At 64.8% G+C, this 20,661-nt stretch carries 16 protein-coding genes; 10 read left to right on the top strand and 6 right to left on the bottom strand.

The genetic code is table 11. The features are described from left to right. The first annotated feature begins 70 nt into the window (after nt 1–70). Nucleotides 71–826, top strand: coding sequence for an SDR family oxidoreductase (locus RA19_RS01735; protein ID WP_039159017.1), 756 nt, complete (start codon nt 71–73; stop codon nt 824–826). Between the two features lie 76 nt (nt 827–902). On the opposite strand, the gene RA19_RS01730 is transcribed toward RA19_RS01735, so the two are convergent. Continuing rightward, nucleotides 903–2,300 (bottom strand): aminotransferase family protein, encoded by a 1,398-nt coding sequence (locus RA19_RS01730; RefSeq protein WP_039158979.1) that lies wholly within the window; start codon nt 2,298–2,300, stop codon nt 903–905. A gap of 284 nt (nt 2,301–2,584) precedes the next feature. Here RA19_RS01730 and RA19_RS01725 point away from each other — a divergent pair, with 284 nt between their 5' ends. Together RA19_RS01725 and RA19_RS01720 are read left to right on the top strand one after the other, a co-directional pair. Continuing rightward, nucleotides 2,585–3,361 carry a 3-keto-5-aminohexanoate cleavage protein gene (locus RA19_RS01725; RefSeq protein WP_241479004.1) on the top strand — a complete coding sequence of 259 codons (777 nt, stop codon included), beginning with the start codon at nt 2,585–2,587 and terminating at the stop codon, nt 3,359–3,361. Nucleotides 3,362–3,363: 2 nt separating this feature from the next. Beyond that, complete coding sequence (locus RA19_RS01720) at nt 3,364–4,692, top strand: aspartate aminotransferase family protein (protein ID WP_039158977.1); 1,329 nt, start codon at nt 3,364–3,366, stop codon at nt 4,690–4,692. Nucleotides 4,693–4,881: 189 nt separating this feature from the next. Here the strand turns inward: RA19_RS01720 and RA19_RS01715 are convergent, their stop codons facing one another. Continuing rightward, nucleotides 4,882–5,547 carry a DsbA family oxidoreductase gene (locus tag RA19_RS01715; RefSeq protein ID WP_039158976.1) on the bottom strand — a complete coding sequence of 222 codons (666 nt, stop codon included), beginning with the start codon at nt 5,545–5,547 and terminating at the stop codon, nt 4,882–4,884. Between the two features lie 137 nt (nt 5,548–5,684). Here RA19_RS01715 and RA19_RS01710 point away from each other — a divergent pair, with 137 nt between their 5' ends. The 5 genes from RA19_RS01710 (at nt 5,685) to RA19_RS01690 (ending at nt 11,586) form a co-directional block, all read left to right on the top strand. After that, entirely contained in the window at nt 5,685–7,319 is a 1,635-nt protein-coding gene (locus RA19_RS01710; RefSeq protein WP_039158974.1) for a N,N-dimethylformamidase beta subunit family domain-containing protein, read from the top strand. A gap of 314 nt (nt 7,320–7,633) precedes the next feature. Next, entirely contained in the window at nt 7,634–8,773 is a 1,140-nt protein-coding gene (locus tag RA19_RS01705; protein ID WP_039158973.1) for an amidohydrolase/deacetylase family metallohydrolase, read from the top strand. After that, on the top strand, nt 8,758–9,618 hold the full coding sequence (locus tag RA19_RS01700) for a D-amino acid aminotransferase (protein ID WP_052261602.1): 861 nt from the start codon (nt 8,758–8,760) through the stop codon (nt 9,616–9,618). Before RA19_RS01705 ends, RA19_RS01700 begins: the two co-directional genes overlap by 16 nt. Before the next feature lie 16 nt (nt 9,619–9,634). Then, on the top strand, nt 9,635–10,660 hold the full coding sequence (locus RA19_RS01695; RefSeq protein ID WP_039158971.1) for a D-cysteine desulfhydrase family protein: 1,026 nt from the start codon (nt 9,635–9,637) through the stop codon (nt 10,658–10,660). Beyond that, the gene (locus RA19_RS01690) at nt 10,657–11,586 is read left to right on the top strand and encodes a carbohydrate kinase family protein (protein ID WP_039158969.1); all 930 of its coding nucleotides are present in this window, start codon (nt 10,657–10,659) and stop codon (nt 11,584–11,586) included. Before RA19_RS01695 ends, RA19_RS01690 begins: the two co-directional genes overlap by 4 nt. Before the next feature lie 12 nt (nt 11,587–11,598). Here RA19_RS01690 and eda read toward each other — a convergent pair whose 3' ends face one another. The 3 genes from eda to zwf all read right to left on the bottom strand — a co-directional run bounded on the left by eda (nt 11,599) and on the right by zwf (nt 15,840). Further along, nucleotides 11,599–12,249: a bifunctional 4-hydroxy-2-oxoglutarate aldolase/2-dehydro-3-deoxy-phosphogluconate aldolase gene (eda, locus tag RA19_RS01685; protein WP_039158966.1), complete on the bottom strand. Its 651-nt coding sequence runs from the start codon at nt 12,247–12,249 to the stop codon at nt 11,599–11,601. Between the two features lie 3 nt (nt 12,250–12,252). After that, nucleotides 12,253–14,061 carry a phosphogluconate dehydratase gene (edd, locus tag RA19_RS01680; RefSeq protein ID WP_039158964.1) on the bottom strand — a complete coding sequence of 603 codons (1,809 nt, stop codon included), beginning with the start codon at nt 14,059–14,061 and terminating at the stop codon, nt 12,253–12,255. A gap of 330 nt (nt 14,062–14,391) precedes the next feature. Further along, nucleotides 14,392–15,840 (bottom strand): glucose-6-phosphate dehydrogenase, encoded by a 1,449-nt coding sequence (zwf, locus tag RA19_RS01675; protein WP_039158963.1) that lies wholly within the window; start codon nt 15,838–15,840, stop codon nt 14,392–14,394. A 568-nt stretch (nt 15,841–16,408) separates the two neighbouring features. Here zwf and RA19_RS01670 point away from each other — a divergent pair. Continuing rightward, the gene (locus RA19_RS01670; protein WP_039158960.1) at nt 16,409–17,512 is read left to right on the top strand and encodes a CaiB/BaiF CoA transferase family protein; all 1,104 of its coding nucleotides are present in this window, start codon (nt 16,409–16,411) and stop codon (nt 17,510–17,512) included. A gap of 84 nt (nt 17,513–17,596) precedes the next feature. Here RA19_RS01670 and RA19_RS01665 read toward each other — a convergent pair whose 3' ends face one another. Further along, nucleotides 17,597–18,382: a helix-turn-helix transcriptional regulator gene (locus RA19_RS01665; protein ID WP_039158958.1), complete on the bottom strand. Its 786-nt coding sequence runs from the start codon at nt 18,380–18,382 to the stop codon at nt 17,597–17,599. Nucleotides 18,383–18,526: 144 nt separating this feature from the next. Between RA19_RS01665 and RA19_RS01660 the strand changes: the two genes are divergently transcribed. Further along, the gene (locus RA19_RS01660) at nt 18,527–20,512 is read left to right on the top strand and encodes a CocE/NonD family hydrolase (protein WP_039158956.1); all 1,986 of its coding nucleotides are present in this window, start codon (nt 18,527–18,529) and stop codon (nt 20,510–20,512) included. Nucleotides 20,513–20,661: the final 149 nt, after the last annotated feature.

The following is a 20,661-nucleotide window of genomic DNA, read 5'->3' as shown; positions in this document are numbered from 1 at the left end:
CAAGAACCGGGTCGAGAGAAAGCAAACGCCGCGGTTAGGTCAATCCATTCAACCTATGGAGGCTTTGATCATGGAACTTATGGGCAAGACACTTATCATCACCGGTGCCAGCAGCGGCATCGGCGCCGCAGCGGCACGGCTGTTTGCGGCAGAAGGTGCGAACGTCGTGCTGGGCGCGCGGCGGCAGGCGGAACTTGAAGGCTTGGCAGCTGACATCAGCCGCGGCGGCGGCAAGACGGCCTGGCTGGCAGGGGATGTCACTGAAGAAGCGTATTCTTCTGCGCTGGTTAAGCTGGCCCAGGAAACCTTTGGCGGGCTGGACGGCGCCTTTAACAATGCCGGCATGATGGGAGACACGGGGCCGGCGGATCAGATGGAGGCGGCCAATTGGAACGCCGTGATCGCCGCCAATCTGACCGGAGCATTTTTCTCGGCCAAGGCGCAGATCCCGGCGCTGAGAGCAAGCGGTGGCGGGGCACTGGTTTTCACCGGGTCCTTTGTCGGGGTCAGCAACGGCGGCATGCCGGGAATGGGAGCCTATGCGGCTTCCAAGGCCGGGCTGGCCGGGCTGGTTCAATCGCTTGCCTCTGATCTGGCGGCAGAGGGGATCCGGGTGAATACACTGCTGCCCGGCGGGACGATGACGGCGATGGCCGGAGAGGATCCCGAGGTGCACAGCTTCATTGCCGGGCTGCATCCCATGAAACGGATGGCCGGGCCGGAAGAAATTGCCCAGGCGGCGCTGTTTCTGCTGTCGGACCGGTCCAGTTTTGTGACCGGCGCGCAACTGGCTGCGGATGGCGGCATCGGCGTGCGGCTTATGTGAGCCGCCTGCAACCGGCGCAAAGAAAAACGCCCCGGAAAATCCGGGGCGCAGTGTTTCGTCCAACAGGGAGAGGTTGTCAGCCGAAGACTTTGGTCAGCGCTTTGTCGACCGCGTCGCAGATCGCGTCGATGTCGTCCGCGGTGGCGATCAGCGCCGGGCTGAAGCACAGGGTGTTGTTGCGGCCGGGCAGCGAGCGGTTGGTGACGCCGATGATCACGCCCTGCGCGCCGCAGTCCGCGACAACCTGCTGGGCCAGCTTCTCATCCACCGGCTCCTTGGTTTCGCGGTCCTGAACCAGCTCAACACCCAGGAACAGGCCTTTGCCGCGCACATCGCCGATCACGGCGTGCTTTTCCTGCAGCGCGCGCAGGTTGTTCAGCATCCGCTCGCCCATGGCGACGGTGTTTTCCAGCAGGTTTTCTTCCTCGATGATGCGCATGTTTTCCAGCGCTGCCGCCGGGCCTGCGGTGCAGCCGCCGAAGGTGGAGATGTCGCGGAAGTAGTTCATCGGGTCGGCGCTGTCGTCCTTGAATAGTTCAAAGACTTCCTCGGTGGTGACCATGCAGGCAATCGCTGCGTAGCCGGAAGCCACGCCTTTGGCCATGGTCACGAAGTCGGGCTTGATGCCGTACTGCTGGTAGCCGAACCATTTGCCGGTACGGCCGACGCCGCAGACCACTTCGTCGATATGCAGCAGCACGTCGTACTTCTTGCAGATTTTCTGCACACGCTCCCAGTAGCCTTCCGGCGCCTCGATCACGCCGCCGCCTGCGGTCACCGGCTCCAGGCAAAGGGCGCCAACGGTTTCCGGGCCTTCGCGGAGGATCACTTCTTCGATGGCGTCCGCAGCAGCGATGCCGAACTCGCGGCCGGACAGGTGCTCGAGGCCCAGCTCATGCTTGCGGTATTCCATGCAGTGGGGCACGCGGACAAAGTCCGGCGCAAACGGGCCGTACTGCGCGTTGCGCTCGTCCTGGCCGCCTGCCGACATGGTTGCCAGGGTGGAGCCGTGATAGTCGCGGTCGCGGTACAGGATCTTGGTTTTCTTGCCGCCGTATTTCTTGTGGGCGATCTGGCGGATCATCTTGAAGGCCTTCTCGTTGGCCTCCGATCCGGAGTTGGTGTAGTAGACGCGGGTCATGCCCGGCATCTTTTCGATCAGCTTTTCGGCAAACAGCGCGCCGGGGATGGAGCCCGCGGAGTTGGCGAAGTAGCAGACTTTCATCAGCTGGTCATAGACCGCTTTGCACACGGACTCGCGGCCATAGCCGACATTGACGGTCCACACGCCGCCGGAGACCGCATCCAGGAACTCCTTGCCGTTCTGATCCCAGACGCGCATGCCCTTGCCCTCGACAATGATGCGCGGGTCAGAGGTTTCCAGCGCCTTGTGCTGGAACAGGTGGTGCCACATGTGGGCCTTGTCGGCCTCGACTACGCGGGAGAGATCGTTTTCGTTGAACGTGCCGTCCATGACATGTCCTTTCGGCGTTGGAAGTGAATCAGGCTGCCCGCCAGCCTACACGGGCTTTGAGGCGTATTATGTACCAGAAACGTCAGTTTCATGTAATTCGTTAGGGCCAGAGCATGTGCTTGCTTAAGTCCAGAGGTGGGCGGTTCCGGCGGGTTGTCTGGTATGAAACGGAATAAAACAGATGTTTTGAAATCGTCCCCTTGAGAGCGGATGTGCCGCCGGGTCAGGCTGCACCAAACCCTGGACGCGAGTCGCCGCAGGGCAGGCCGCAAAGGAGGAGACCGGTGGCGGAATACAATCTGATGGTGGCGCCAAACGGTGCCCGGCGCACCCGCGGGGATCATGCGCAGCTGCCGGTGACGCCGGAGCAGACGGCGCAGACCGCGGCGGCCTGTTTCGCGGCGGGCGCCCAGGCGCTGCACCTGCATGTGCGCGATGATGCGGGGCGCCACTCGCTGGAAGCCGGCCGCTACCGCGAAGCCCTTGATGCGGTGCGGGAAAGCGCGCCGGGCATGGCTGTGCAGATCACCACCGAAAGCGCGGGCATCTACGATGTGGCCGCCCAGCTTGCCTGTTTGGAGGCACTGCGCCCGGCGGCGGCTTCTGTCTCAGTGCGGGAAATGGCCCGGGACCCGCAACTCGCCGCACGCGCCTATGCGCTGAGCGCTGAAGCGGGCACTCAGGTGCAGCACATCCTTTACGGTTCCGACTGCATCGCCCAGCTCAGCGCCTGGTATCAGGACGGCACCGTGCCGGGCGCCATGCGCGATGCGATCTTTGTTTTGGGCAAATACACTCCGCCGGTGCTGGCGCAGCCCGACGGCCTGGCTGCTTTCCGTGACGCAACGGCAGAAATGCGCCTGAACTGGACCGTCTGCGCCTTCGGCCGCCACGAGCACGCTTGCCTGCTGGCCGCCGTTGCCGCGGGCGGGGATGTGCGAATCGGATTTGAGAATAACATCGAAACACCTGAGGGCGGGCTGCTGGCAGACAATGCAGCCTCGGTTGCCGCCTTCGTTCAGGCCGCAAAGGCCCAGGGCCATACCCTAAAGGAGCATTGATCATGAGCCATGTTTTCCCCCGCCACACCAAAGCCGAGCTGCCCACCGCCGTTTCCGGCGACGGCTGCTATCTGATCGACGCAAACGGCAAGCGCTATTTTGACGGCTCTGGCGGTGCCGCGGTATCCTGCCTGGGCCACTCGGATGCCGAAGTCATCAAGGCGGTGCAGGACCAGGTTGGCAAACTGGCCTTTGCCCACACCGGTTTCCTCACCTCGGAACCGGCCGAGGAGCTGGCAGACCTGCTGGTGGCCAATGCACCGGGCGATATCGACCGGGTCTATTTTGTCTCCGGCGGCTCCGAGGCGACTGAGGCGGCCATCAAACTGGCCCGCCAGTACCACCTGGAGCGAGGCGAGCCGCAGCGCCGCCACATCATCGCCCGCAAGCAAAGCTACCACGGCAACACCCTTGGCGCGCTGGCCGCTGGCGGCAACGAATGGCGCCGCACCCAGTTCGCCCCGCTCCTCATCGAGATCTCCCACATCTCGCCCTGCTACGAATACGTGGGCCGGGCTGAGGGTGAGAGCAGCTATGATTACGGCCAGCGGGTGGCCAATGAGCTGGAGGAGGAAATCCTCCGCCTCGGCCCCGACACCGTGATGGCCTTCATGGCGGAGCCGGTGGTTGGCGCCACCTCCGGCGCGGTGCCGGCGGTTGAGGGTTACTTCAAGCGCATCCGCGAGATCTGCGACCAGTATGGCGTGCTTCTGATCCTTGATGAGGTTATGTGCGGCATGGGCCGCACCGGCCATTTGTTTGCCTGCGAGGCCGACGGCGTGGCGCCCGACATCCTCTGCATCGCCAAAGGGCTGGGCGCCGGCTACCAGCCAATCGGCGCGATGCTCTGCACCAAGCAGATCTACGAGGCCATCGAGCACGGCTCCGGCTTCTTCCAGCACGGCCACACCTACATCGGCCACCCGGTGGCCACCGCGGCGGGCCTGGCGGTGGTTAAAGCGATGCTGGAGCGCGGGCTGGTGCAGCGCTGCGCGGAAATGGGCGAAAAGCTGCAGGCGGCTCTAGGGGAACGTTTCGGCCAGCACCCCAACGTCGGCGACATCCGCGGCCGCGGGCTGTTCCGCGGCGTGGAGCTGGTTGCCGACCGTGAAACCAAAGAGCCCTTTGATCCGGCGCTGGCGCTGGCCAAAAACATCAAGAAGGCAGCGTTCCAGGCTGGTCTGATCTGCTACCCGATGTCCGGCACCCGCGATGGCCAGAACGGCGACCACATCCTGCTGGCCCCGCCCTTCATCATCACCGACGATCAAATCACCGAGGTGGTGGACAAGCTGGAAACAGCCATCACCCAGTGCCTGCCGCAAGGGTAAGTCACGGTTCTCCGACCAGGTTATTTGGCCAAAAGCCGGGAAAACTGAACGGGCATTCTTTGTTACGCCTGTCGCGCCAGCGGCAGGCACGCGTCCGCCCGCCCCACGGCGGGCGCGTTCCGCACCCGCCCGGGCGAACGCTTAGTGCTTTAACCGGACCCAAAGCGCTGGTTCAGCTTTTCTGTGTGGTCAAAACGCCTTTGCAGCAGAGCCCAGCTGCTCCAGGATGCTGGCATAGTTTTCCACGCCTTGCGCCCCGGTCACCAAATGGCGGCCGTTGAACACCATCGCAGGCACCCCGCGGATACCTTGCTGCACCCAGAATGCCTCGCGCTGGCGCACGCTGTCGGCATGTTTGCCGCTCTCCAAGGCCGCGTGTGCCTCTGCACCGTCCAGGCCGAGGCTTTCGGCTGCTTCCACCAGCACCGCCAGGTCCGAGACATCCTTGCCTTCAGTGAAATAGGCAGCCAGCAGCGCCTGTTTCATCGCATGGCCCTTGCCGCGCTCTTCCGCCCATTCGATCAGCTGATGCGCCTGGAACGTGTTGTAGATCCGCATCCCGTCATTGAAGCGGAAGGTGAACCCCAGCGCTTCGCCCAGTTCCGTCAGCTGCGCCCGCACCTGCGCCGACTGTTCTGCCGTGCTGCCGTATTTCGCCGCCAGATGCTCCCGCAGGTCCTCGCCTTCGGACGCCATATCCGGGTTCAGCTCAAACGGCTGCCAATGGATGTCCAGCGCCACGCCGGCCCGGCGGGCGGCAAACGCCAGCTGATTGTAGCCCACCGCGCACCAAGGGCAGACCACGTCCGAGATGATATCGACCCTCAGAGCGGGGCTGTTTGAGGTCTCTGCCATTGCGGGTCCTTTGCGCTGTACTGTTGCTGCACTGGAAATGGGAGCGGGCGCGGCAAAAAACAACTGTCGCAGACAGGCTTGCGTGCGTTCCGAAACTCTCCCAACGTGGCGCCCAGCAACCAAGACCTGAGGCCCCGATGACCACGCCCCGATCCGAAAGCGCCGCCCCGGCCAATACCCCGCGCACCCGTGCCAAGGCGCGGCATATTCTGGACAATTACTACATCGGTCCAGCCCGCGATGAGGCCGTGCTGGAGATCTGGGGCTACACCCCGCGCTTCACCTATGCGCCGGGCGACACCGTGGCGCTGCACGTCTCCACGACTGCCGCCGCCTGGGATCTGGAGATTGGCCGGGACGGTGCGGACTACCATCAGGTGCTGCGCGAAACCGGCCTGCGAGGCACGTACCAGCCCACCCCCGCAGACTGTTCGGTCAAAGGCTGTGACTGGGCAGTGTCCTACGAATTCACCATCCCCGATGACTGGCAGGAGGGCGGCTATCTGCTCACCCTGACCGCCGAACGCGGCGGTGATCGCGTCGAAGAACACCATCTGATCCTGGTCCGCCGTGCCCCGGACCTTCCGGCGGCGCCCTACCTCCTGGTCTGCGCCACCGGCACCTGGCTGGCCTATAACTGCTGGGGCGGCTCGAACCACTATCAGGGCATCACCGGCCCCGAAGGCAACGAATTCGCCCCCGTGGTCTCGACCCAGCGGCCCTGGACCCGCGGCTTCTGCAAACTGCCCGAAGGCGCCCCCCGCGCAGTGCCGGAAACCCCGCATGTGCCCGGCGGCATGGTGCGCTATCCTTACATGGAATGGGCCTATGCCTATGGCTACTCCAAGAAATACGCCTCCTCCGGCTGGGCCAGCTACGAGCGCCACTTCGCCCGCTGGGCCGAGATGCAGGGCTATGAGCTCGATTTTGCCACCCAGCACGACCTCGAGGCGGACCCGGACCTGCTCAGCCGCCACAAGTGCGCGATCTTCGTGGGCCATGACGAATACTGGAGCGCCAACATGCGCCACGCCGTTGACCGGTTCACCGAAAACGGCGGAAGGGTGGCGCGCTTTGCCGGCAACTTTCTGTGGCAGACACGGATCGAGGACGAGGGGCGCGCGCAGGTCTGCTACAAGTACAACGCTGCGCAGGATCCGCTGCTGGGCACGGATCAAGAGCATCTGACCACCGCTGCCTGGGAAGTGGCGCCGGTCAACTGGCCGGGAACGAAAACATTCGGCGCCAACGGGCTGCAGGGCATGTACACCGGCTTTGGCCGCTGCGCTGGCCAGGGCAGCGGCGGCTACACCGTCTACCGGCCGCAGCATTGGGCTTTTGAGGGCGCGCAGCTGGGCTATGGCGACCAGCTTGGCGCCATGTCACGGATCTTCGGCTATGAGGTCGATGGCGTCGATTACCGGATGGAGGACGGCCTGCCCTATGCCACCGGCAGCGACGGTGCCGACCCGCAGATGCAGATCCTGGCGCTGGGCCTGGCCACCAACATAGAGCCCGATCACGGCGTCTGGGGCGAGACCATCTATATTGGCGACGGCGACGTGGTGTTCAAAGCCGAAGCAATGCATGGCGAGGTCACACCGGAGACCATCGACCGTTCCGCCCGCGGCAACGGGGTGATCGTGCATTGGCAACGCGGTCAGGGAGAGGTCTTCAACGCCGCCACCTGCGAATGGGTCATGGGCCTCACCCGCCGTGACTGGCAGGTGGAGCGCGTCACCCGCAATGTGCTGGACCGGTTCAGGGCGTGACTGACACCTAACGCGGCTGCAAACTGCCTCCGGATCGCCAAGCGATCCGGTTCGCTCCCGGCCCCGCCACCCAGGGCGGGCGCGATATGCTGCTAACGTGCCGCAAGTTGCGAGGGGGAGGCATACTTCGCCGGTTCGCCGTGAGGCGAGGCGCCCACCCTTGGGGCCGGGCGCGAACCTGCTGTTGCATTCTCAAAACTTGGTCGCCGAGGCTGGGGGGTAACTGCTGTTCAGTCAGATTTCTGTTGACCCGTCAGCAGGCTGCGCCAAAGTCGGTCTGCGCTTGGGAGGGCGCGGGCTGGGAGGCAATAGACATGGCAGATTACGATCTGATCCTGCGTGGCGGGCATGTGATCGACCCGGGGCAGGGCGTCGATGGCAAGAGCGAGGTCGCCTTTGCCGATGGCAAGGTGGCCGAAGTGGCCGCAAGCATCAGCGGCACCGCGGAGCGGACCGAGGATGTCTCCGGCTGCCTGATCACCCCCGGGCTCATTGACCTGCACACCCATGTCTATTGGGGCGGCACCTCGATCGGCATCGCAGCCGATGACTACGCCAGGTCCAGCGCGGTCACGACGCTGGTCGACACCGGCTCCACCGGCCCCGGCAATTTCGCAGGCTTCCAGCATCACGTGATCAATCAGGCCGAGGCCCGCATTCTGGTCTACTTGCATATCTCCCACGCGGGCATCTTTGCCTTTTCCAACCGCGTCATGGTGGGTGAAAGCGAGGAGATGCGGCTGATGGACCCGCTCACCGCGCTGGAGGTCGCAAAAGCGAACCCTGAGACCATCATCGGCATTAAGGTCCGCCTCGGCGCCTGGACCTCCGGCATCCATGGGCTGGCACCGCTTGAATTCGCCATGCAGGTGGCGGAACAGGCCGGCCTACCGCTGATGGTGCATATCGACGACCCGCCGCCGTCCTATGACGAAGTTGTCAGCCGCCTGCGCCCCGGCGACGTGCTCACCCATTGCTTCCGCCCCTTCCCGAACACGCCGCTCACCGGCACAGGGGATGTGCGCCCGGCCGTGCTGGAGGCCCGGCGCTGCGGAGTGATCTTTGACATCGGCCACGGCATGTCCTCCTTCTCGGTTGAGGTGGCGCGGCAGATGCTGGCCAACGGCTTCTGGCCCGACACGATCTCCTCGGATGTGCATACGCTTTGCATCGAAGGCCCGGCATTCGATCTGCTCACCACCCTGTCCAAGTTCCTCAGCCTTGGGATGCCTTTGCCGGAAGTGATCCGCGCCGCCACCCAGAACGCCGCCGCCGCCGTGCAGCGCCCGGAGCTGGGCACGCTGGCGCCGGGCACGGTGGGCGACGCCTCGATCCTGCGGCTGCAGGAGGGCAAGTTCACCTTTGAGGACGGTGACAAGGAAACATTTGAAGGCACGCAGAAACTCACCGCCGCAGGCACTGTTCTAGGAGGCAGAATATGGCAACTCACCTGACGCAGACCGTCTATCTGAACGGCAGCTACATGCCCGGCGGGGAGGCGAAGCTGTCGATCTTCGACCGCGGTCTGCTGTTTGCCGATGCGGTTTATGAGGGGCTTGGCGTGCTCGATGGCAAGGTGATTGATTTTGCCATGCACATGGGCCGCCTGCAGGCCTCGATGGCCAAGCTGAATTTTCCGGTTCCGCTGGGGCCGGAGGAGATCCTGGAGATCTGCAATCATCTGATTTCAGAAAACAATCTGACTGAGGGCTTCATCTATCTCCACATCACCCGCGGCGAGGCCGACCGGGACTATGTCTACAGTGATGCTCTGAAACCCAATGCCTTTGCCTTCAGCCAGGAGACTGTTTCGGGCAAAGCGGATGCGCCGGTCTCCGGCGTCTCCATGAAGTCCCACCCCGACCTGCGCTGGAAGCGGCGGGATATCAAGACGTCGAACCTCTTGGGCCAGGTGATCGCCAAGACCGCCGCGTCCCAGGCTGGCGCCTATGAGGCGCTGATGGTGGATGACGAGGGCTATGTGACCGAAGGCGGTGCCACCAGTTTCTTCATCATCCGCGGCAAGACCCTGCTGGCACGGCCCGTAACCAATGAGATCCTGCACGGCATTACCCGCCAGACCATGCTGCGGGTGGTGGAAGAGCTGGGCTATGCCATTGAAATCCGGCGCTTTACCCTGGAGGAGGCGCAGGCTGCGGATGAGGCTTTCCTCACCGGCGCCTCCAGCTATGTCGAGCCGGTGATAGAAATAGACGGCCAGCCCATCGGTGCCGGAGTGCCCGGTGATTTCACGCTGCGTTTGCGCTCCGCCTATCTGCAAGCCGTCCGTTCTGCCTGATCCCGAAGGAACCGCCATGCCCCGTATCGACACCCTCCTGTCCAGTTTCCCCCGTGCCCCATTGCTGTCTCAGCCAACGCCGCTGGAACGCTTGGATCGCTTGTCGGAAGAGCTGGATGTCGATCTCTGGATCAAGCGCGATGACCTCACCGGCCTCAGCTTTGGCGGCAACAAGACAAGGCAGCTGGAGTTCTACGTCGGCGCCGCGCGGGCGGCTGAGGCGGATGCCATCCTGATCACCGGCGCGGTGCAGTCGAACTTTGCCCGCACCGCGGCCGTGGCGGCTGCAAAATACGGCATGCAGGCGGTGTTGCAGCGCGAGGAGCGGGTGCCAGGCATGGACCCGCTTTATTACAGCAACGGCAATGTCTTCCTGTCGGATATCCTGGGCGCCGAGGCCATGAGCTACCCGGAGGGAGAGGACGAGGCTGGCGCCGATGCCGCCCTTGAGGCCCGCGCCGAAGAGCTGCGCGCGGCTGGGCGCAGGCCTTACATCATCCCGCTGGGGCTTGGCCACCCGCCGCTGGGCGCGCTGGGCTATGTGCAGGGCGGGGCGGAACTGGCATCGCAAATCGGCGGCTTTGATGCCGCCGTGGTGCCCTCGGGCAGCGGTGCCACCCATGGCGGCTTCCTGACCGGGGTGCGGCTTGCAGGGATCACCGCGCCGGTCTACGGCATCTGCGTGCGCCGCGTTGCGGATCAGCAGAAAGCGCGGCTGGAGCAGGTGACGGCGGAGCTGGCCAAGCTGATGAACATCCCGCGTCCCTTTGCAGGTGCAGACATCCTGACCTGGGACGGCGCGCTGGCTCCGGGCTATGGGCGGGCAGGTCCTGCCACCCGCGAAGCCCTCCAGCGCATGGCAGCAGCAGAGGGTATCCTGCTGGATCCGGTTTATTCGGCCAAGACTTTTGCCGGCCTCTTGGGGCTGCTGGCAGAGGGTACCATCCGCAAAGGGCAAAAGGTGCTGTTGCTGCATACCGGCGGGCTGCCCGCGCTGTTTGCCTATCAGAATGAACTCGGCTTTGGCAGCGTGACGCCATGATCCTATGCTGCGGCGAGGCGCTGATCGACATGATCCCTGGCTGGACCGCCGGCGGGCATAGCGCTTTTGTGCCGCACTGCGGCGGCGCGGCGCATAACACGGCGGTGGCCTTGGGCCGGCTTGGTGCGGATGCCGGGCTGTTTTCCGGGTTATCGTCAGATGCGTTCGGCCAGCGGCTTGCGACGGCGTTGACCGAGGCCGGTGCAGATGTCTCTTGCGCACTGATCAGCCCGCTGCCGACACCGCTGGCCTTTGTGCATCTGACCGGCGGCGACGCGGCCTATTGTTTTTATGACACTGGGACCGCCAGCAGCGCCTTGTCGCCTGAGGTTTTGCCGGAGCTGCCTGCACGTGCGCAACTGCTGCTGCTGGGCGGCATCAGCCTGTGCAACCCGCCGGCAGCCGAGGCCTATGCCGAGTTGGCCCGGCGCGAGGCCGGGCGCCGGGTTATGATGCTGGATCCGAACATCCGCCCGGGTTTTGCTGCAGATGAAACGGGCTACCGGCGGCGGCTGCAGGAAATGCTGGGCCTGGCGGACATCGTGAAAGTCTCGGAGGAGGATCTTTCCTGGCTCTGTCCCCGCGGGGACACCGCGGAAAAACTGCGGGCGCTGCGGGAGGGCGGTGCGAAATTGATCCTGCTGACAAAGGCCGCGCGAGGCGCTGAGGCGCATCTGCGGGACGGCCGCTGTGTCAGCGTGGCGGCTCGGCCGGTTGAGGTCGCCGATACGGTGGGCGCCGGCGACACGTTCAACGCGGGCTTTCTGGCCAAGGCGCAGGAACTGGGCGTGCTGCGGGAGGCCGCGGCTGGAACGGTGTCAGAAGCCGATCTGGCGGCCTGTCTCCACTTCGCGGTACGGGCCGCTGCGGTCACGGTGTCGCGCGCCGGAGCGAACCCGCCGTGGCGGAGCGAGCTGCCCAGGTGACTTTGCGGTGGTTTAACGTTGGCCGAGTTGGCTCGCGTTGCGGGCCAGGGTTTCGATCCCGGCCCAGTCGCCGGCCTTGACCAGATCCTTAGGGGCCACCCAGCTGCCGCCGGCGCAGACGACGTTCGACAGGCTGAGGTAGCTTTCGGCATTGGCCGGGCTGACTCCACCGGTGGGGCAGAAGGATATTTGCGGCAGCGGGGCGCCGATGGCTTTCAAGGCGGGGGCACCGCCTGAGGCCTCGGCCGGAAAGAACTTCAGCATATCATAGTCGCGCGCCAGCAGCCGCATGGCCTCAGACGCGGTGGCGGCACCGGGCAGCAGCGGCAGGTCGGCCGCTTCGCAGGCGTCCAGCAGTTCGTCCGTGGCTCCGGGGGAGACACCGAATTGCGCGCCGGCCTCGACGGCGGCGGTGACATCTTCAGGAGTGATCAGCGTTCCAGCACCCACCACGCCGCCAGGCACCTGGGCCATTTCGCGGATCGCGTCCAGGGCTGCTGGGGTGCGCAGGGTGACTTCGAGTGCAGGCAGGCCGCCGGCCACCAGCGCTTGGGCAAGCGGGCGGGCCAAAGCGGCGTCTTCGACCACCAGCACCGGAACAATCGGCGCCAGGCTGCAGATCTCGCGGGCGCGGCGGCTGGCCTCAGCGGGGGTGATTGGCATGTCTCAGTCTCCGAACACGCTGGCGCCTTCGTCAGCCGAAGCGACCGAGCGGCGGAAAAGGGAAAACAGTTCGCGGCCGGTGCCGTGCTGATAGGCGGACAGATCCGCCGTGGCGGCCTCGCGCTCCAGTGCGCCCTCGGTGAGGACCTCGAGACGGCCCTTGACCGCATCCAGCCGCAGCATGTCGCCATCCTGGATTTTGGCAATCGGGCCGCCGTCCAGGGCTTCGGGCACCACGTGGATTGCGGCTGGGATCTTGCCGGAGGCGCCGGACATGCGCCCGTCGGTGACCAGCGCCACCTTCTGGCCGCGGCCCTGCATGATGCCGAGGAACGGGGTCAGGCTGTGCAGCTCGGGCATGCCGTTGGCCTTGGGTCCCTGGAAACGCACCACCACGATCACGTCGCCGGTCAGCTCGCCTGACTTGAAGGCAGCCTTGGCGTCCGCCTGGTCGTGGAAAACGCGGGCCGGGGCCTGGATTACTTGGTGTTCTTTGGCGACCGCTGAGACCTTGATGACGGCGGTGCCGAGATTGCCGGTCAGCCGTTTCAGCCCGCCGGTTTCCTGGAACGGTGCCTCCGCCGGGCGCAGTACTGCGTCGTTCAGGCTTTGGCCCGGGCCCTCGCGGAAGGTGAGGCCGTCCTCAGACAGGAACGGCTCCATCACGTAATGCTCCAGCCCTTCGCCCGCGACGGTCTTGGTGTCCGGGTGCAGATGGCCGGATTTCAGCAGCTCGCCGATCAGATAGCCAAGGCCGCCGGCGGCGTGGAAATGGTTCACGTCGGCGAGGCCGTTCGGGTAGACACGGGCCAGCAGCGGCACCGCGTCGGAAAGGTCCGCGAAGTCCTGCCAGTCGAGAATGATGCCGCCGGCGCGGGCCATGGCGATCAGGTGGATCAGCAGATTGGTGGAGCCGCCGGTGGCCATCAGCCCGACGATGCCGTTGGCATAGGCCTTTTCGTCCAGCACATCGCAGACGGGGGTATAGCTGTTGCCAAGCGCGCTGAGCGACAGGGCGCGTTTGGCGCCCTCCACCGTGAGCGCCTCGCGCAGCGGCGTGCCGGGGGTGACAAAGGAGGAGCCGGGCAGGTGCAGCCCCATGAATTCCATTAGCATCTGGTTGGTGTTGGCGGTGCCGTAGAAGGTGCAGGTGCCGGGACCGTGGTAGGCGGCCATTTCGGCCTTGAGCAGCTCCTCGCGGGAGATCTCCCCGGCGGCGAACTGCTGGCGGATCTTGGCTTTTTCGTCATTGGCGAGGCCGCTGGTCATCGGGCCTGCGGGCAGGAACACCGCCGGGATGTGGCCAAACGCCTGGGCGCCGATCACCAGGCCCGGCACGATCTTGTCGCAGACGCCGAGAAAAACCGCCGCGTCAAAGACATTGTGGCTGAGGGCGATGCCTGCGGCCATGGCGATGGCGTCGCGGGAAAATAGGCTAAGCTCCATGCCCGGTTCGCTTTGAGTGATGCCGTCGCACATGGCGGGCACGCCGCCCGCCACCTGCGCGGTGCCGCCTGCGGCGCGGACGGAGTCGCGGATCAATGCGGGGTAAGTCTCAAACGGCTGATGCGCCGAGAGCATGTCGTTGTATGCGGTGACAATGCCGAGGTGGCCTTTGCTGCCTTCGGCCAGTTGCTGCTGATCGGCGCCGGTGGCGGCATAGGCATGGGCCTGGCCCGAACAGGACAGATGCGCCCGCGCAGGCCCCTTGCCGCGGGAGGCGCGCATCCGTTCCAGATAGGCCGAGCGGGTGGTCTCGCTGCGGGCGATGATGCGGCCGGTGACGGCGGCGAGGGTGGAGTTCAAGCTCATGGGATGCCTTTGTAGCAAACTGCGGGGGCAAGAGACAGAGCCACGAGGGCAGCGCCTGGCCCTGGGTGGGCGTGGCGTGGCCGACTGAAGTCTGCGGGCTTCACGTTGCAGTGTGATGCCAAGCAGAAATTCATCTCTGAGGGCAGTGCCCGTCCGCGGGCGGAAGCGTAGCGCCCGCCCATGGGGGCGGACGGGCGCTGCCCGGCGGTGCCGCCGGGCGGGCCAGTGTGCGGGCGAAGCGGCAAAGCGTACCAGTGAGACTGCAGTGCAACGCCGGTTGCGCAGTTATGGCCGGAAAGCGGAAGTTCAAAATGAGCTTTCGAGTTCATCTCATTCTCCGATGCTGCGCCAGCGGCGGCCGTCGCGGTGGATCAGCAGCAGCGAGTCGTCGGGGCCTGCGCTGCCGCTGTCATAGGGCTGCGGCGCGTCGCCGGTGTCCTGCCAGGCGGCGATGATCGGGTCGGCCCAGGCCCAGGCGGCCTCGACTTCGTCGCCGCGCATGAACAGGGTCTGGTTGCCGCGGATCACATCCATGATCAGCCGCTCATAAGCGTCCTGGGGGCGGCCCGATTCTGGCAGCTCGTCGGCAAAGGTCATATCCAGATTGGCGCCGGTCAGGCGCATGCCGCCGGGGCCGGGGTCCTTGATTGTGGTCTTGAGAGTGATGCCTTCGTCGGGCTGCAGGCGGATCACCAGCACATTGCCGTGCACCGGCCCGAAGCCTTCGAAGATGTTGTGCGGCGGGTCGCGGAAGTAGACAGCAATTTCGCTGACCCGTTCACGCAGGCGCTTGCCGGTGCGCAAGTAGAAGGGGGTGCCGGCCCATCGCCAGTTCGCGACCTCCGCCTTCAGCGCGATATAGCTTTCGGTGCGGCTGGCGGCATTGCCCGCATGGTCGCGGTAGCCATCGCCGTTTTTGCCCCGGTACTGACCGCGGGCGATGTTTTCCTGCGGCACAGGGCGCAGGGCCTCGATCACCTTGACCTTCTCGTCGCGCACCGCGTTGGGGGTGAACTGCGCGGGCGGCTCCATCGCAGTGAGGCAGAGAAGCTGCATCAGGTGGTTCTGCACCATGTCCCGCATGGCGCCGGATTTGTCGTAATACTCCTCGCGCCCCTCGATGCCGATGCTTTCGGCGACGGTGATCTGCACGTGGTCGATGTGGGAGGAGTTCCACAGCGGTTCGAACAGCGAATTGGCAAAGCGCAGCGCCATCAGGTTCTGCACCGTCTCTTTGCCCAGGTAGTGGTCGATCCGGTAGATCTGCTGTTCTTCAAAATGTTCGCGCAGGGCGGCGTTCAGCTCCTGCGCCGAGGCGAGGTCGTGGCCGAAAGGTTTCTCCAGCACAATGCGGCTGTCGGGAGTGGCGATGCCGGTCTCGCTGAGGCGGCGGGCGATGCCGGGGAACAGCGGGGGCCCGACAGACAGGTAGAAGGCCCGCACGCAATCCTCGCGGAGTTTCCCGTGAATCACGTCCCAGCCGGCCTCGCCGCGGGCGTCTACTGCGACATAGTCCAGCAGAGCGGTAAAGGCGGTGATTTCCTCGGGCGTGGTTTCTACATCCTGGCCGAACCTGCGGATGGCATCGGCGGTCTGGGCGCGGAACGCCTCGGCTGTCAGATCGCTGCGCGAGGCGCCGATGATGCGGCAATTGCTGCTGAACTGGCCGATCTGGAAACGGTGAAACAGCGCCGGCAGGATCTTGCGCCGGGCCAGGTCGCCTGTCGCGCCAAACAGCACGAGATCGAAGGGGTCAACTGGGATGACGCGGGAAACCATTGATTTACATCGCTGTTCCATTGGGGCGGAGGAAACCCGGAGGCCGGGCCATTGTGCAGCCTTAGCCGGAGCAATTCAATTCCCCGTGCTGGCACGCCGCCGGTTAAAGTTGAGTTATCGCTAACATGATGCTGCGCCAGTGGCCATGGGAAATTGAACATACCAGTGGCTTTTCGGCACCGGAGGCATGCAGCGCGCGTGGCCGCCTGGATAGGGTGACCCGCTTTTGGCGGGGAAGCCGTTTCCCAAGCCGGAGTTCGGGTCGAATTCCGGCGCCCGTAGTGGCGGCTCGCCTTTCGGAACTGCCATGTTTCCAGAGGCTGTGGACTGCCCGGTAAGACAGGAGGAGTGTTCAAAGCAGAGCGTTCCCGGCTGGTAAAACCTCTGGTGCAGCCGGGCATCGGGATTACATTGGGGCGGCTGGAATTCGAATCGCGCTCCTCTGCTGTTTGCTCCGGGTTTGCAAAGGAGGCAGCCGCGGTGATGATTTGATCAAATCTTGCGGGGTGCAGTTGCAGCGGCTAAGCATGTCCGGCAGAGACAATGGCGCCATCAGGGAGGAGTGCCCATGACCCCGCTAGCAGGCCTGAAAGTGGTCGAACTTGCCCGTATTCTTGCGGGGCCCTGGATTGGCCAGTCGCTGGCGGACCTGGGCGCCGAGGTGATCAAGGTGGAAAGCCCCGATGGCGACGACACCCGCAAGTGGGGGCCGCCGTTCATCGAGAGGGATGGCGACAAGACCGCCGCCTATTACTATGCTGCCAACCGGGGCAAGGACTGCGTGACCGCTGACTTCCGTACCGAGGAAGGCAAGCAGGCGGTGATTGAGCTGATCAAGGATGCAGACATCCTGATTGAGAACTTCAAGGTTGGCGGTCTCAAGAAATACGGGTTGGACTACGACAGCCTGGCTGCGATCAACCCGCGGCTGATCTATTGCTCGGTCACCGGCTTCGGGCAGGACGGGCCGTATGCGGCGCGGGCGGGGTATGACTTTCTGCTGCAAGGCATGTCGGGGCTGATGTCGATCACCGGCGAGCAGAATGGCCAGCCGCAGAAAGTGGGCGTGGCGATCACCGATATTGTCACCGGGCTCTATGGCACCATCGGCATTCTGGCCGCGGTGGAGCAGCGCCACACCACCGGGCGCGGTCAGCATCTGGACATGTCGCTGATGGATTGCGCCACTGCGCTCCTGGCGAACCAGGCGATGAACTATCTGGCGACCGGAGACAGCCCGGTGCGGCTGGGCAATGACCACCCGAATATTGCGCCGTATCAGGTGATGGCCGTCAGCGACGGCCATGTGATCCTGGCGGTAGGCAATGACGGGCAGTTTCAGCGGCTGTGCGATGTGCTGGGGCTGGCAGAGCCTAAGGCGGATGACCGTTTCCAGACCAACCAGCTACGGGTTGCCAACCGCAAGGCGCTGACCGCGATCCTGGAGGAGGTGCTGGCCGGTTGGACGCAAAGCGATCTGCTGGCGGCGCTGGAGGCGGCGACGGTGCCTGCGGGGCCGATCAACACCATTGGCCAGGCCTTTGAGGATCCGCAGATCAAGCACCGGGGGATGCAGATTGAACCGGAAGGCGTGCCGGGGGTGCGGGGGCCTTGGAAGTTCTCGGAAGCGGCGCTGGCGCTGGAGAAGTCGGCACCGAAGCTGCCGAAGTGAACTGGTTGATGCCGTGAGTTAAGGGCAGCGTCCGCCCCGCGCGGGACGGGCGCTGCCCGGCGTGCCGCCGGGCGAAACTGTCCTTTAGACGTTTACATCCACGCTCAGCGGCAGCTCGTCTCCCAGCAGGCGGCGGACCTTGGGGTCCAAGCGGGGGCTGTCCTCGCGGCAGGCTCCGGTGGCGGTAAGGGCCTCGCGCGCAGTCACCCGTTCGCTGATCCGGACCCAGACGGTGCGGGCGGCATAAGGCGGCTGGTCTGAGCGGGCGGAGATGCCCAGGACCAGGCCTTGCAAATAGGAGGTCTGCTGCGGATGGGCGGGCATCAGCACCGTTTCCGACAGGAACCCATGCGCCAGGCGCGGGCTTTCGTACATGCAGATCCGGTTGTTGTGGAACACCGCCATGCCGCGGTAGCGGCCGCGCTGGCGGATGCTGCCGTCGCTGGCAGCGGCGCGCTCAAAGGTGTCGGTGACCACATGGCCGTCTTCTTCACGCAGCCGGATCAGGGTGCGCATGACCTGTCCGGGCCAGGTCGGGGTGCGGTAGTAGCCGTGGTAGAAGCCCAAAAACCGGCGCATGTGCCGGGCCTGGCCTGCAAATTGGGCGCCGAAGTGCTGGGCCGGCGCAGCGATCCCGGCCCGTTGCACGTTTTGCGCTTGGCGGAAGTCGTGGTGCGGGGCAAACAGCTGCTCCTCTTCCAGCCCGAAGAACTGCGCAATGCGGCGCAGGTTGTGGGCTGAGGGCAGGCCGTGGCCGTTGAGGTAGCGGTTGAATTGCTGGCGGTTGATGCCGATGCCGCGGCAGACCTGGGCAATGCTGCCGGTCTCGGCGCAGAGCCTGCGCAGGTTGCGGGCGAAATCTTCTTGCATCGGCGCGGCCCTCTTCGCGGTTTGGCTGGCAAACTGCGTACATCCGCTTACACCTGCGGACAAGTGCTGCCTTTTCTTGGCGGGCAAGTTTGGGGAAGGTGGGGCCAAGGGGCGCGGCCCGGACCACAAGACAAGGAATAGCAAATGCCCGGCGCATTCACCATCATTGAAAACACCTGGATCACCCTGCCGGACGGGCGCAAGCTGTCGGCGCGGATGTGGATGCCCGAGGGCGGGGGGCCGTTTCCGGCGATCCTGGAGTATCTTCCCTACCGCAAGCGCGACGGCACTGCGCCGCGGGATGAGACCACGCATCCGGTTTTCGCGGCTGAGGGTTATGCTTGCGTGCGGGTGGATATTGCGGGCACTGGCGACAGCGAGGGGGTGTTTGACGACGAATACTCCGAGCAGGAGCTGAGCGACGGCGAGGCGGTGCTGGAATGGATCGCATCGCAGCCCTGGTGCACCGGCAGCATCGGCATGATCGGCATTAGCTGGGGCGGCTTCAACGGGCTGCAATTGGCGTACCGGCGGCCTGAGGCATTGAAGGCGGTGGTGTCCGTGGCCTCGACCGTGGACCGCTATGCGGATGACATTCACTACATGGGCGGCTGCCTGCTGAGCGATAACGCCAACTGGGGCAGCCAGATGTTCGCCTATCAGTCGCGCCCCGCGGACCCGGAACTGCGGGCCGATTGGCGGGAAGACTGGATCAAACGAATTGAGGAGATGCCCTTTATGCCCGCCGACTGGCTGCGGCATCAGACCCGGGACGGGCAGTGGAAACATGGTTCCGTCTGCGAGGACTGGTCTGCAATCCAGGCTCCGGTGCTGGCGATCACCGGCTGGGCGGATGCCTATGTGAACGCGCCGCCCGCTTTGGCGGCCAATCTGACCGTCCCGGCCAAGGCGATGATCGGCCCGTGGGAACACCGCTATGCCCATATCGCCAAGCTGGACCCGGCGGATTTTCATGGCGAGGTGCTGGCCTGGTTCGGCAAATGGCTGAAGGGCGAGGAGACCGGGGCGGAAGACCTGCCGGACTACCGCGTCTATATGCAGGAGCACTTCAACCCGACCATGCAGAACAAACCGCGGCAGGGCCGCTGGGTGGCAGAGGCCGCTTGGCCGTCGCCCAACGTGCAGGAGCGGGTGATGCACCTGGGGGCGGGCGTGCTGGTGGAGACGGCTGCAGGCGGCACTCTGGCGGTCAGAAGCCCGGCGACCGTGGGGCAGGCGGGTGGCTATTTCTGCCCGGGTATGCGGTTTGACAATGAGCTGGCAGGCGATCAGGCGGAAGATGACAAGCTGTCGGCCTGTTTCGACACCGCGCCCTTGGCGGAGCCGTTGGAAGTGCTGGGCCGGCCGCGGGTGAAGGTGGCGTTTTCTGTCGACAAACCGGTGGCGCAGCTGGTGGCGCGGCTGTGCGATGTCTCGCCCGAGGGCGTGTCGCAGCGGATCACTTTCCGGCCGCTGAACCTGACCTGCCGTAGTGGGTTTGAGGCGCCGGAGACACTGGTGCCGGGGGAGCGTTATGAGGCGGAGATTGAGCTCAACGAGTGCGCGCACCATCTGAAGTCGGGGCATGTGCTGCGGCTGGCTCTGTCGACGTCTTACTGGCCGATTGTCTGGCCCGCGCCGGAGGCGGCGGAAGTGACGCTGCACCTGGAAGGCTGCTCGCTGGTGCTGCCGGAACGCCGTGTGGCTGAGGAGATCGACCCGCAACAGCCCGGCGCGCCGCGGGATTATCCGGTGCTGCAGGCGGAGCAGCTGCGCGCGGCGGGCGGCACATCCAAGACTTGGACCCGCGACGATGGCGCGCTGGTGCTTGATACTATGGATGACTACGGCAAGGCTGTGGATCCCTATCACGGCATCTGTGTGGGCAGCCATGTGACCATGCATTACGAGGTACACCCCGACGACCCGGCCACCGCCGTCTTTGCCAGCGACTGGAATTTCGAGTTCGAGCGCGGTGGCTGGCAGGTGGCCATCGGCACCGAGAACAAGGTGACCTGCGACCGGGAGAACTTCTATCTGTGGCGCCGGGTGACGGCCTATGAGGGTGCGAACAAGGAAGTCGTTCTGGCCAAGGAGTGGAAAGAGACGATTCCCCGCGGCGTGCTGTAAACCCGGGCAGGATGCGGGCGGATTTTCGGCAATTCGTCCGCATTTGCCTTGGTTTTGACATAGTGCGTTACCCAAAGCACACAGGCCCTTAACCATTTGATTGCAAATTCAGCTCTCAGCGGGCTGCCGTTGCCCTTGCTGCGTCCGAT

Origin of the sequence: Leisingera sp. ANG-M1 (assembly GCF_000813745.1) — a bacterium.
Classification (GTDB): Bacteria; Pseudomonadota; Alphaproteobacteria; order Rhodobacterales; family Rhodobacteraceae; genus Leisingera.
The sequence above is the reverse complement of the archived record's forward strand: the minus strand, read 5'-3'. Positions and strand labels throughout refer to the sequence as shown.